This window comes from Pantoea sp. Morm, from assembly GCF_016643525.1.
In the GTDB taxonomy this organism is placed as follows: Bacteria; Pseudomonadota; Gammaproteobacteria; order Enterobacterales; family Enterobacteriaceae; genus Pantoea; species Pantoea dispersa.
Genome location: NZ_VOQX01000033.1, coordinates 40,219 through 53,039, shown reverse-complemented (window position 1 = coordinate 53,039; position 12,821 = coordinate 40,219). Strand labels below are relative to the sequence as shown.

The following is a 12,821-nucleotide window of genomic DNA, read 5'->3' as shown; positions in this document are numbered from 1 at the left end:
CCGCTCGTCGGCCAGCTGAATAATCGTGCGCTCCAGCTCGCACAGGCGACGCACATCCAGCAGCGTCTGATGCTCGCGCTTGAACTCCTCGCGCAGCTGCTGCAACGCCAGCGCTTCCTGCGCAGCATGCTGCTGTAATTGCTGCAGTTTAAGCTGGCGCTGCTGGCGCTGCGGCTGGATCGTTTGCCACTGAGCCGCCAGCAGGCTGAGCTGCTGGCGGATGCCGCGCTGCTGCTGATGCTGTGCCAGCGCCGCACGCAGCGCCGGGCTGGCGATCTCCGCTTCGAGCGAAGTCAGCACCTGCTCCGTCTGCTGACGCTGCTGCTGCGCCGCGGTTTCTGCCTGTTGCAGCGGCTGTGCCGCCTGCTCGCGCGCCTGCAGCGCCTGCTGCTGCTGTTCCAGCTGATTTTGCTGCTGTTGCCGCTGCGCGCTGAGCTGCGTCAGCGTCTGCTCGCGCTCTTCAATGCGGGCGAGTTCAGCCTGCCAGCGCGCCAGCTCGCCGCCCCAGTGAGCAACGGCGGCTTCACTTTCACGCAACGCCTGCTGCTGCGCCAGCTGCTGTTGTAAGCGTTCACTCTCCTGCTGATGCTGTTCCAGCGCCTGCTGACTGAGCTGCAGCGCTTTTTGCTGCGCGTTCAGCTGTGCCTGCTGCTGCTCAAGCTGCTGTGCACGGCTGGCGATCTGCTGGTCGAGCGGAATCACCTGCTCGACCAGCAGCGTTTCCAGCTGCTGCTGGTCGGCCAGCGCGCGTTCACGCGCCTGCTGTGCGGCCTGATAGTGACTTTCGCCCTGCTGCAGCGCGACTTGCGCCTGCTGCTGTTGCTGCTGTAACTGCTGCGCCTGCTGCGTCAGTGCCTGCTGGTCGCGCTGCAGCTGCTCGCGCTGCTGCAGTTTGTCACGCAGTTTCTCCGCCGGTTCGGCACGCGCCAGCCGCTGGCGATCGCCTTCCGCCTGCTGCCAGGCGCTGGCGGCAGTCTGCAACGCCTGCTGCGCCTGCTGCTGCTCCGCGTGGAGCTGCTGCTGCTGCGTCAGCCACTGCTGCTGCTGCTGGGCCTGCGCCAGCTGCTCGCTCAGATCCTGTTCGGTGCGGGTCAGCTGCTCCAGCTGCTGCGCCAGTTCGGCGCGGCGGGCGTCATCGAGCAACTGCACCGCACCGGCGCGGGCGCGCAGCGTGTCGAGTGCCGCGCGCGCCGTGCGCCAGCGCTCGTAGATCTGCATCGAGATGTGGCCGTAGATTTCGGTGCCGGTCAGCTCCTCCAGCAGCTCGGCGCGCTCGCCGGGTTTGGCATTGAGGAAGGCGGCAAACTGCCCCTGCGACAGCATCATCGAACGGGTGAAGCGGGCAAAATCGAGACCGGACAAGGTTTCGATGGCTTTGAGCTTGTCACCGACTTTATCGGCGACGATCTGGTTGTCCGCCACGCGCGCCAGTTCGACGCGCGGCGCCTGCAGTTTACCTTCCGCCAGGCCGCGCGCGCGGTTCTGGCTCCAGAAGGCGCGCCAGGCTTCACCTTTGATCTCAAACTCCACTTCGGCGAGGCACTCAGCGGTGTCACGCGTCATCAGCTGATTTTCGCTCTGCGACAGGCCACCAAGGCGCGGCGTCTGGTGATAGAGCGCCAGACAGATGGCATCCAGCAGCGTGGTTTTACCCGCGCCGGTGGCGCCGGTGATGGCGAACAGCCCGTTGCTGGCAAACGGCTCGCGGCGGAAATCGATAAACCACTCGCCGCGCAGCGCGTTGAGGTTTTTAAAACGCAGCGTCAGAATTTTCATGCGCCCGGATCCTCCAGCGTCGCCAGCGTGCTGCGAAACAGCTGCGTTAACTGCGCGCGCTGTTCATCCTCCAGCTGTTCCTCCAGCGCCAGCCGGCGGGCAAATACCTCTTCAACTTTCAGTTCGCTCAGGGTTTCGTTCTCCAGCCGTGCCAGACTGCGCTGACGCTGATCGCGGCTGCGGCGCACCAGCAGCACCTCAACCGGCAGCGCGTCGGTAAGCTGTTCGATGCGGCGCTGCAGATCGCTCAGGTACTCCTGAGTGGTGATTTCGATATCCAGCCACACCGGCAGATCGCCTTCATAGGTGTGAAACGCGGTCAGCTGCTGTTCAATCTCCGCCATGGCGCCTTTTAACATCTGCATCGGCTGGAATGACGGAATAACCAGCGGTGTGACGGACTCCAGCCGGGTGCTAAATTCCAGCAGGAATACGCTTTTCTCACGCCCCAGTTCATCAAAACTGAGCGCAATCGGCGAACCGCTGTAGCGGATGTGATCGCTGTCGGCGATGCGCTGCGCACGATGGATGTGGCCCAGCGCAATGTAGTCGGCAGGCGGGAAGGCCTGCGCCGGAAAGGCGTCCAGCGTGCCGATGTAGATATCACGCACTGAATCGCTCTTGCTGACGCCCACAGTAGTGAGATGCCCGGTGGCGATGATCGGCAGCGTACTGCCCATGGCTTCGCGCTGCGCCACGGCGGCGGCATAACAGTGCTGATAGTGCTGCTCAATCGCCTGCAGCAGCGACAGCTGCTTATCGCGTCCGGACTGACCCGCCTGGCTGCGCAGAATATCGCGCGGACGCAGATAGGGAATGGCGCACAGCAGCGCCCCCGGCGTGCCGTCGTGCTGTTGCAGCGTCAGCACCTGCTGCTCGCCGCCGGGCGTGGCGCTGGTAATGACGCGGGTATTGAGGCAGGCCAGCAGCTCGCGCGATTCATTCAGCGTGGCGACCGAATCATGGTTGCCGGCCAGCACAATCAGCTGGCAGCCGCTGGGCTGCAGCGCCACCACGAAACGGTTAAACAGTTCGCGCGCGTAGCTGGGCGGCGAACCGGTATCAAACAGGTCGCCAGCGACGATCAGCGCATCCACCTGATGCTGCACAATCGCGGCCAGCAGCCAGTCGAGGAATTGCTGGTGCTCGGCGGCGCGGCTTTTGCTGTAAAAGAACTGACCGAGATGCCAGTCAGCGGTGTGAATAATGCGCATGAATGCTCCGTGCCTGCTATCGCAAAGCGGCAGTATAACCGCTTAACAACGCAATGAAAAAAAAGCGAAACCGGTTGTCACAATTGCGCTTTTTATCTGATTATCATGAGGTGGGTTTTTCATAAAAGTGTCACAAAACTGACGCATAATGGCGCCGCAAACCCCCGTGACATGCCGTCACAATCGCAGGAGTAATAATGGCTAAGCGCATTTTGGTTGTGGAAGACGAAGCTCCCATCCGTGAAATGTTATGTTTCGTGCTGGAACAAAACGATTACCAGCCGATTGAGGCTGAGGACTATGACAGCGCGATTGGCAAGCTGATCGAACCCTGGCCAGATCTGATTCTGCTGGACTGGATGTTACCCGGCGGCAGCGGCATTCAGTTCATCAAACATTTAAAGCGTGAAGCCATGACGCGTGATATTCCGGTGATGATGCTGACGGCGCGCGGCGAAGAGGAAGATCGCGTGCGCGGGCTGGAAGTGGGCGCCGATGATTACATCACCAAGCCGTTCTCGCCCAAAGAGCTGATGGCGCGCATTAAAGCCGTGATGCGCCGCATCTCACCGATGGCGGTGGAAGAGGTGATTGAGATGCAGGGGCTGAGCCTCGATCCCTCCTCGCATCGCGTGATGTCCGAAACCACGCCGCTGGAAATGGGGCCGACCGAATACAAACTGCTGCACTTCTTTATGACGCATCCGGAGCGCGTATACAGCCGCGAACAGCTGCTGAATCACGTATGGGGCACTAACGTGTATGTGGAAGACCGCACCGTGGATGTGCATATCCGTCGTTTACGTAAAGCACTGGAAGTTTCCGGCCACGATCGCATGGTACAAACCGTTCGCGGAACAGGGTATCGTTTCTCTGCCCGCTACTAAACGGAGTCTTTTACCGTGCTGGAACGACTCTCCTGGAAGAGATTACTGACCGAGCTGGCGCTGGTGTGTCTGCCTGCGCTGGTGCTGGGTCTGCTGGTTGGCTATCTGCCATGGTGGCTGTTACTGGCCGTGTGCGGCGTGCTGTTCTGGCACTTCAAAAATCTGATGCGGCTGTCGCACTGGCTGTGGATTGATCGTTCAATGACGCCGCCCACCGGGCGCGGCAGCTGGGAACCGCTGTTTTACGGCCTGTATCAAATGCAGTTGCGCAATCGCCGCCGCCGGCGCGAGCTGGGCAATCTGATCAAACGCTTTCGCAGCGGGGCCGAGTCGCTGCCGGACGCGGTGGTACTCACCACCGAAGAGGGCACCATTTTCTGGTGTAACGGTCTGGCCCAGCAGCATCTCGGGCTGCGCTGGCCGGAAGATAACGGCCAGAATATCCTCAACCTGCTGCGCTACCCTGAATTCTCCCGCTATATCCGCCAGCGCGACTTCAACAAGCCGCTGACGCTGGTGCTGAATAATCAGCATCATATGGAATTCCGCGTCATGCCTTACAGCGAAGGTCAGTGGCTGATGGTGGCGCGTGACGTCACCCAGATGCACCAGCTGGAAGGAGCGCGGCGTAACTTCTTCGCCAACGTCAGCCATGAACTGCGTACCCCGCTGACGGTGCTGCAGGGCTATCTGGAGATGATGGACGATGCCGGGATGAACGAGCGCACCCGCAGCAAGGCCCTCAGTACCATGCAGGAGCAAACGCGACGCATGGACAGCCTGGTGAAGCAGTTGCTGACGCTGTCACGCATCGAAGCGGCTCCCGCCATTGACCTGAAAGAGACGGTGGATGTGCCGACCATGCTGCTGCTGTTGCAACGCGAGGCAGAAACCCTCAGCCAGGGCCGGCACAGCATCCATTTCCACACTGATCCGCACCTGAAGGTGTTCGGCAATGATGAACAGCTGCGCAGTGCGATTTCCAATCTGGTGTATAACGCGGTGAACCACACGCCGGATGGCACGCGCATCGACATCAGCTGGTTGCGCACCAAACAGGGCGCCGAATTTAAAGTGTGCGACAACGGGCCCGGCATCAGCGAGGAGCATCTGCCGCGCCTGACCGAACGCTTCTACCGCGTGGATAAAGCGCGCTCGCGCGCCACCGGCGGCAGCGGGCTGGGGCTGGCCATTGTTAAGCACGCGCTCGGCCACCACACCACGCGGCTGGAGATCAGCAGCGTGCCGCATCAGGAAACCTGCTTCCGCTTCGTGCTGCCACCGCGCTTGATTGTGGCGAACGGAATCCGCGAGAATGTGGCGCAGTAAACGCCACCGGACTCTGTGATGAAATCGCTGCTGCTCTCTCTTTTATTACTGTGCCCGCTGCTGGCGACGGCTCAGCAGGGCATGCTGACCGGCAACCTGAGCAGCGTCGGCTCGGACACGCTGGGCTATCTGATGACGCTGTGGGGCGAAGATTTCAGCCGTCAGTCGCCGGGTGTCAACGTGCAGGTGCAGGCGGCGGGATCGTCGACGGCGCCGACCGCGCTGGCCGCAGGGGCCGCTCAGCTTGGCGCCATGAGCCGGCCGATGCAGGTGGATGAGCGTCAGCTGTTTATCGCGCGCTATGGTTATGCACCGCTGGCGGTGCCGGTGGCGATGGATGCGCTGGTGGTGGTGGTTAATCAGGACAATCCGCTGCCGTCCATCAGTCAGCCGCAGCTGGATGCGCTGTTCTCCGTGACCCGGCTGTGCGGCGCACAGCAGGTGCCACAGCGCTGGGGCGATGTTGGCCTGCATACGGCGAACTGGGCAACGCGCAGTATCCAGCGCTTTGGCCGTAACTCCGCTTCCGGCACCTGGGGCTTCTTCAAGCAGCAGGCGCTGTGTCGCGGCGATTTCCGCGCTGACGTCGCGGAGTTTCCCGGCTCGGCGGCGGTGGTGCAGGCGGTTGCCAGCACGCCGAACAGCATCGGCTATGCCAGTTTTGGCTTTCACCTGAGCGGCGTAAAAACCCTGCCGATCGTCACCGCCAGCGGCGACAGCGTTATGCCGGATGCCGAATCGATCCGCAGCGGCCGTTATCCGTGGTCGCGCCCGCTGTATATTTACGTTAACAAGGCGCCCGGTAAACCGCTGCCGCCGCTGGTCGCCGCCTTTCTGCAGCAGGTGCTCTCTGCGCAGGGCCAGCGCCGCGTAACGGAGGCCGGCTACCTGCCGCTGTCCGACAGCCAGATCGCGCAGGCGCGCGCGGCGATTGCGCAAAACTAATTCACGCTGACCGATCATGAATTTTTTTCACGTCCCCTGAATTTTCTTCTATTGCCGCCGGCAGGGCGGCATGTCACTCTTATGGACATATAGCCATCCAGATGGCCAAAAATAACCATACGCAATTATACCCTGACGCAATTATGCGCCAGTGCAGGAGTGAATATGCAACGCAACACCGCCCCGTTCCGCGCCGATACCGTCGGCAGTTTTCTGCGTCCCGCTGCCATTAAGCAGGCACGCGAGCAGTTCGCCAGTGGCACCCTCAGCGCCGACCAGCTGCGTCAGGTAGAAGACGATGCGATTCGCCAGGTGGTGGAGCAGCAGCGCGCCAGCGGTCTGCAGGTAGTGACCGACGGTGAATTCCGCCGCGCCTGGTGGCACTTTGATTTCTTTGGCCATCTGCACGGCGTCGAGCTGTTCGAGGCCGATCAGGGCATTCAGTTCAACGGCGTGCAGACCAAAGCGCACGGCGTGAAGGTCACCGGCAAAGTCGCTTTTAACCCGCAGCATCCGATGCTGGACCATTTCCGCTTCCTGCAAAGCGTGGCCGGCGATGCGGTGGCGAAAATGACCATTCCCAGCCCGAGCGTGCTGCACTTCCGCGGCGGCCGTAAAGTGATTGATGCCACGGTGTATCCGGATCTGGAGCAGTACTTCGCCGATCTGGCACAGACTTACAAGGAGGCGATCAAGGCGTTTTACGACGCTGGCTGCCGCTATCTGCAGCTGGATGACACCGTGTGGGCGTACCTGTGTTCAGGCGATCAGCAGCAGCAAATCCGCGAGCGCGGTGAAGATCCGCAACAGCTGGCGCACATTTATGCGCAGGTGCTGAATCGCGCGCTGGAAGATAAACCGGCGGATCTCACCGTCGGCCTGCACGTGTGTCGCGGTAACTTCCGCTCGACCTGGATCTCGGAAGGTGGCTACGAGCCGGTGGCGGAAATTCTGTTTGGCAGCGTGAATATCGACGCGTTTTTCCTCGAGTACGATAATGAGCGCTCCGGTGGCTTTGAGCCGCTGCGTTTCATCAAACCGGGTCATCAGCAGGTGGTATTAGGGCTGATCACCACCAAAACCGGCGAGCTGGAAGACGCTGCACAGGTGAAGGCGCGCCTGCAGGAAGCGGCGCAGTTTGTCAGCCTCGACCAGATTTGCCTCAGCCCGCAGTGTGGCTTTGCGTCAACGGAAGAGGGCAACAGCCTGACCGAAGCGCAGCAGTGGCAGAAGATTCGTCTGGTTGTCGACATCGCACAACAGGTGTGGTGATGCTGTAAAGTTGTGCAAACAGGCGCGTAAAGCGCGCCTTTTGTGCATCCCTGCGGCGGTTTCTGCAAGGAGATCGCCCGCTTTGCAGAAACTTTAAGCAAATCATCTCAGGTGTTTTCCGACTATTTCCTGCTTATCCACTGCATTCTGACGCTTTCCTGTTATATCCTTCTGGTTTTCCGATCCCGTATTGCCTTTCTTCGCTATAAACGTTTTAATTTGCGCCGTTGTCGATTCATCCCTCTGTGAACAGAAGAAAAGCAGTTTAAATCACCTGCGCTGTACCGATTCGGCCCGCATAACGCACTGGTCAAGCCAGTTAAGCCATTGTTTTCGCGCATCCAGGGGACAACACAAACCCAACTTCCACCGCAACATCAGCTACAGGCAGTACAGAAGTTTATGACACATCGTTTAACCTCCAGGGACATCCTGGCGCTGGGCTTCATGACCTTTGCCCTGTTCGTTGGCGCAGGAAACATCATTTTCCCGCCTATGGTCGGTATTCAGTCTGGTGAACATGTCTGGATTGCCGCCTTCGGCTTCCTGATCACCGCGGTTGGTTTGCCGGTGATGACCGTGATCGCGCTGGCGCGCGTCGGCGGCGGTATTGATGCGCTCAGCTCACCGATTGGTAAAGCGGCCGGTCTGCTGCTCGCCACCGTGTGCTATCTCGCCGTCGGCCCGCTGTTTGCCACGCCGCGCACCGCGACCGTTTCATTTGAAGTCGGGATTGCGCCGCTGACCGGCGACGGCCCGCTGCCGCTGTTTATCTATAGCCTGGTGTACTTTGCGCTGGTGATTGGCATTTCGCTCTATCCGGGCAAGCTGCTGGACACCGTCGGCCACTTCCTCGCACCGCTGAAAATTGTCGCGCTGACCATTCTGGGCGTCGCGGCGCTGCTGTGGCCGGCTGGCGGCATTTCGCCGGCCACCGCCGACTACCAGCGCGCAGCCTTCTCCAGCGGTTTCGTGAACGGCTATCTGACCATGGATACGCTCGGCGCGCTGGTGTTCGGTATTGTCATCGTTAATGCGGCGCGTTCACGTGGCGTGGAAGACAGCAAACTGCTGACGCGCTATACCATGCTGGCCGGCGTGATCGCCGGTGTCGGTCTGACGCTGGTGTACCTCAGCCTGTTCAAGCTGGGCTCCGGCAGCGGCGCGATTGTCGATCAGAACGCCAACGGCGCGGCGATTCTGCATGCTTACGTGCAGCAGACCTTCGGCGGCATGGGCAGCGTCTTCCTCGCCGCACTGATTTTCGTCGCCTGTATGGTTACGGCGGTGGGCCTGACCTGCGCCTGCGCAGAATTCTTTGCGCAATACCTGCCGTTGTCGTATAAAGCGCTGGTGTTTATTCTCGGCCTGTTCGCCATGCTGGTGTCGAACCTCGGTCTCAGCCACCTGATTCAGATTTCGATTCCGGTGCTGACGGCTATCTATCCGCCGTGCATCGTACTGGTGGTACTGAGCTTTACCCTGAGCTGGTGGAATCGCAGCACGCGCATCATCGCGCCAACCATGCTGATCAGCCTGCTGTTTGGTATCGTCGACGCCATCAAAACCACCAGCTTTAAAGATGCGCTGCCGCTGTTTAGCCAGCATCTGCCGCTGGCCGATCAGGGTCTCTCCTGGCTGCCGCCGTCGCTGGCGATGCTGGTGATTGCTGCGGTGGTTGACCGGGTGAAAGGGCGTGAGCAGGTTGCCGTTCACCAGTAAGCGACATCGCTGTTAATTCCGACCACGGGCTTGCCCGTGGTTTTTTCATTTCCACAGGTACTGTTTGTTATGCAAGAAACCAATAAGCTCAAACGCGGACTGAGCACGCGCCACATCCGTTTTATGGCGCTGGGATCGGCGATCGGCACCGGGCTGTTTTACGGCTCGGCAGATGCCATCAAAATGGCAGGCCCCAGCGTACTGCTGGCCTACATCATCGGCGGCGCCGTGGCGTATATCATCATGCGCGCGCTGGGCGAGATGTCGGTTAACAATCCGCAGGCCAGCTCGTTTTCACGCTACGCGCAGGATTACCTCGGACCGCTGGCGGGCTATATCACCGGCTGGACGTACTGCTTTGAAATCCTGATTGTGGCGATCGCCGACGTCACGGCTTTTGGTATCTACATGGGCGTGTGGTTCCCGGAGGTGCCGCACTGGATTTGGGTGCTGTCGGTGGTGCTGATCATCGGCGCCATCAACCTGATGAGCGTGAAGGTGTTTGGCGAAGTGGAGTTCTGGTTCTCCTTCTTCAAAGTTGCCACCATCATCATCATGATCGTGGCCGGTTTCGGCATGATTTTCTGGGGCATCGGCAACGGCGGTCAGCCGACCGGCATCCATAACCTGTGGACCAACGGCGGCTTCTTTGCCCACGGTATCGTCGGCATGCTGCTGTCGCTGCAGATGGTGATGTTCGCCTACGGCGGCATTGAGATCATTGGCATCACCGCCGGCGAAGCTAAAGATCCGGCGAAATCGATCCCGCGCGCCATCAACTCCGTACCGCTGCGCATTCTGGTGTTCTATGTCGGCACGCTGTTTGTGATCATGTCGATCTATCCCTGGAACCAGGTCGGTACCGCAGGCAGCCCGTTCGTGCTGACTTTCCAGCACCTCGGTATCGCCGCCGCCGCCTCCATTCTGAACTTTGTGGTGCTGACTGCCTCGCTGTCGGCGATTAACAGCGATGTGTTTGGCGTCGGCCGCATGCTGCACGGTATGGCGCAGCAGGGACATGCGCCGAAGATGTTTATGAAGGTGTCGAATCGCGGCATTCCGTGGGTCACGGTGCTGGTGATGATGCTTGCCATGCTGGTGGCGGTGTACCTCAACTATCTGATGCCGGAAAAAGTGTTCCTGGTGATTGCCTCGCTGGCGACGTTTGCCACCGTGTGGGTGTGGATTATGATTCTGCTGTCGCAGATCGCGTTCCGCCACAAAATCGGCAAAGAGCAGGCCGGTAAGCTGCAGTTTGCTCTGCCGGGCGGCAGCGCTACGGCGTGGGTGGGGGTGCTGTTCCTTGCTTTTATCATCGCGCTGATTGGCTACTTCCCGGATACGCGTATCTCGCTGTACGTCGGGTTTGCGTGGATTGTTCTGCTGCTGCTGGCGTGGCCGCTGGCGAAGAAACGTAAAGCGTAAGAAGCTTTACCACGGGCGAAGCGAGACTTCGCCCGTGGTGCATTACCAGTTTTTCCCCAGCGCCATCTCTCCGCCGTACGGATTCAGGTGATTGTTGTCGTACCAGAGCGGCATGCCCTGATGAGTGACCAGACACCCCTGCGCATTACACAACGTCTCCTGCAGTGACAACACGCGCACGCCATGCTGCTGATAATCCTTTAACAGCTCTGCCACCGATGCGTTTGGCATCTGCAACTGCTGCGTGCGTTCCGCCGCCAGCGCCGCGCCATCCTGCGCGCTGAGCCAGCTATTCAGGCTGCGGCGCAGCGGCATATTGCGGTTATGGCTGTAGCGCAGCGGATCGAGCGTGATGGTCGGCACATCGTCAATCAGGGTGATCTTTTTCCCTGCCGCCAGCAGTTGCGCCACCACGGTATCCAGCCCGCTTTTCAGCGCCTGCAGATTGTCCTGCGCCGGATCGCGGAGACTGCGGAATCCGCTGCCCGGCTGCGCACTGAGTCCCGCCGCCCAGAACGCGCTAATCACCACTTCGTCTATTTTATCGCTCAGGATGATCGGCAAAACCCGCTGATTAAAATCGAGGCACTGCTGTGCATGCTGCGGTTTTTGCGGCATCGCGCGCGTGGCGTCAAGCAGGAAAGGGCAGGAGGCTTTGGTCAGCTGAAACAGCGGTTTCTGCTGCCGCCGGGCGTAATCGGCGACGTTGGCCGCCAGCGCGGCGGCATGGCTGTCGCCGATCAGCGCTATCGCCGGTGTGTCATTCTGCGGCTGGCACTGCGCATCGCGGGCGGGCCGCGTGGCGCCGTAATCCAGCAGGCAGGGATCGCGCTGGGCGGCGACTTTCCATTCGTCGCCAAGCATCACCGCTTCACTGACGCGCGATTTCAGGCCACCGCTCTGCCACAGCAGCACCATGGCACCGGCTGCCAGCAGCGACGAGGCGCAGTAGCCGGGGATCAGCCAGCGCGTACCGCTGCGCGCCCGACGGAATGGCTGTTCGACGAAGCGCCAGGAGAGCCAGGCGATGAGCAGCGCCACGGCACAGATGCTCAGCGCCTGCCAGATGCTGAGCGGCCGATCGCTGCAGATGCGCGCCAGACTGAGCAGTGGCCAGTGCCACAGATACCACGAGTAGGAAATTTTACCGATGAAGCGCATCGGCGCGTTCTCCAGCAGCCGCTGATTGAGCGGGCTGCGTGCACCGATCATCAGACAGGCCGCCAGCACCGGCAGCAGCGCCAGCCAGCCAGGGAAGCGATCGCTATGGCTGAGTAACAGCGTGGCGCCGATGATCAGCAGCCAGCCAGCAAGATGACAGAGGCTGGCCAGCCGGCCGGTGACGGGGCGGGGTTGCCACAGCGCCAGCAGCACGCCGGCACCCAGCTCCCAGGCGCGGGTTGGCAGCAGATAAAACGCCTGAGTGCTGGAGAGGGGAGTTAACCACAGGCAGCCGGCCAGCGACAGCAGGCTGAGCAGTAGCACCACGCCGGTCATTGTGCGCCGCAGCCGCACGGCCAGCAGCAGAATAAACGGCAGCACGATATAGAACTGCTCCTCAATGCCCAGCGACCAGGTCATCAGGAGCGGATTGAGATCGGCATCCGCACTGAAATAGTCGCCACTCTTCAGTAACAGCATATTGGGCACCGAGAGAAACACCGCCATGCTGTATTTTGCCAGCTGGCTTAATTCCAGCGGTGATAACAGCAGATAACCGAGCAGCAGCAATACCATCAGCATAAAAAACAGTGCGGGCGCAATACGCCGGATGCGGCGTAAATAAAACTGATAAAACGAGAAGGTGCCGGCGGTAATTTCTTTACTGATAATACCACCAATTAAAAAGCCGGAAATAACGAAAAATATATCGACGCCAATAAAGCCACCCGGCACGGCGCTGATGCCGCAGTGGAACAGCACAACCAATATAATGGCGACAGCGCGCAGACCATCGATATCCGGACGATAGCGCAGCGAGACAGGTACAGACATAACAGGATCCCAGTTATTCAATGTTAATTTGCGATTTTATTACTGCGGGTAAAAATAGCTCGGCGCATCCTGTCGCCGAAAAATGTAAAAAGAGAAAGGTATTACTAAGGGATGATTGACCCGTGCAGCATATCGCAGTTTTACAGCGCTAACGCTTTTAAGGGAAAAAAAAGAAAAGTCTCAGATAACCGTGCCCACCAGCTTGCAGTTTATTGCTGTAATTTCGCTGCAGGAATAAGCCGGCGTAATCTGTCTG

9 protein-coding genes are annotated in these 12,821 nt (G+C 60.0%); 6 read left to right on the top strand and 3 right to left on the bottom strand.

What is annotated here, in order from left to right; genetic code table 11:
• Both FT726_RS13455 and sbcD read right to left on the bottom strand, forming a co-directional pair.
• On the bottom strand, positions 1-1,776 hold a 1,776-nt coding region (locus FT726_RS13455), incomplete at its 3' end, for an AAA family ATPase (RefSeq protein ID WP_346302919.1).
• The gene (gene sbcD, locus FT726_RS13450; RefSeq protein ID WP_104092640.1) at positions 1,773-2,990 is read right to left on the bottom strand and encodes an exonuclease subunit SbcD; all 1,218 of its coding nucleotides are present in this window, start codon (positions 2,988-2,990) and stop codon (positions 1,773-1,775) included. The genes FT726_RS13455 and sbcD, both read right to left, overlap by 4 nt.
• 197 nt (positions 2,991-3,187) lie before the next feature.
• Between sbcD and phoB the strand changes: the two genes are divergently transcribed.
• The 6 genes from phoB (at position 3,188) to proY (ending at position 10,570) form a co-directional block, all read left to right on the top strand.
• Positions 3,188-3,877 (top strand): phosphate response regulator transcription factor PhoB, encoded by a 690-nt coding sequence (gene phoB / locus FT726_RS13445; RefSeq protein WP_021507143.1) that lies wholly within the window; start codon positions 3,188-3,190, stop codon positions 3,875-3,877.
• Positions 3,878-3,892: 15 nt separating this feature from the next.
• A complete protein-coding gene (phoR, locus tag FT726_RS13440) occupies positions 3,893-5,206 on the top strand; it encodes a phosphate regulon sensor histidine kinase PhoR (protein ID WP_021507144.1) in 1,314 nt (437 codons plus the stop codon).
• Positions 5,207-5,224: 18 nt separating this feature from the next.
• The gene (locus tag FT726_RS13435; protein ID WP_282995524.1) at positions 5,225-6,151 is read left to right on the top strand and encodes a phosphate ABC transporter substrate-binding protein PstS family protein; all 927 of its coding nucleotides are present in this window, start codon (positions 5,225-5,227) and stop codon (positions 6,149-6,151) included.
• Between the two features lie 165 nt (positions 6,152-6,316).
• Positions 6,317-7,423: a cobalamin-independent methionine synthase II family protein gene (locus FT726_RS13430; protein WP_058757975.1), complete on the top strand. Its 1,107-nt coding sequence runs from the start codon at positions 6,317-6,319 to the stop codon at positions 7,421-7,423.
• A gap of 402 nt (positions 7,424-7,825) precedes the next feature.
• Positions 7,826-9,145, top strand: coding sequence for a branched-chain amino acid transporter carrier protein BrnQ (brnQ, locus tag FT726_RS13425; protein ID WP_021507147.1), 1,320 nt, complete (start codon positions 7,826-7,828; stop codon positions 9,143-9,145).
• Between the two features lie 69 nt (positions 9,146-9,214).
• Positions 9,215-10,570, top strand: a complete 1,356-nt coding sequence (gene proY, locus FT726_RS13420) for a proline-specific permease ProY (RefSeq protein WP_058775216.1) — start codon at positions 9,215-9,217, stop codon at positions 10,568-10,570.
• Positions 10,571-10,612: 42 nt separating this feature from the next.
• Here the strand turns inward: proY and FT726_RS13415 are convergent, their stop codons facing one another.
• On the bottom strand, positions 10,613-12,565 hold the full coding sequence (locus FT726_RS13415) for an acyltransferase family protein (protein ID WP_346302918.1): 1,953 nt from the start codon (positions 12,563-12,565) through the stop codon (positions 10,613-10,615).
• Between the last annotated feature and the right edge of the window lie 256 nt (positions 12,566-12,821).

Excerpts from the sequence above, each read along its gene's own strand:
- sbcD (WP_104092640.1), bottom strand. The coding sequence starts at position 2,990 with ATGCGCATTATTCACACCGCTGACTGGCATCTCGGTCAGTTCTTTTAC.
- FT726_RS13435 (WP_282995524.1), top strand. The coding sequence starts at position 5,225 with ATGAAATCGCTGCTGCTCTCTCTTTTATTACTGTGCCCGCTGCTGGCG.
- FT726_RS13415 (WP_346302918.1), bottom strand. The coding sequence starts at position 12,565 with ATGTCTGTACCTGTCTCGCTGCGCTATCGTCCGGATATCGATGGTCTG.
- phoB (WP_021507143.1), top strand. The coding sequence starts at position 3,188 with ATGGCTAAGCGCATTTTGGTTGTGGAAGACGAAGCTCCCATCCGTGAA.
- FT726_RS13430 (WP_058757975.1), top strand. The coding sequence starts at position 6,317 with ATGCAACGCAACACCGCCCCGTTCCGCGCCGATACCGTCGGCAGTTTT.
- brnQ (WP_021507147.1), top strand. The coding sequence starts at position 7,826 with ATGACACATCGTTTAACCTCCAGGGACATCCTGGCGCTGGGCTTCATG.
- proY (WP_058775216.1), top strand. The coding sequence starts at position 9,215 with ATGCAAGAAACCAATAAGCTCAAACGCGGACTGAGCACGCGCCACATC.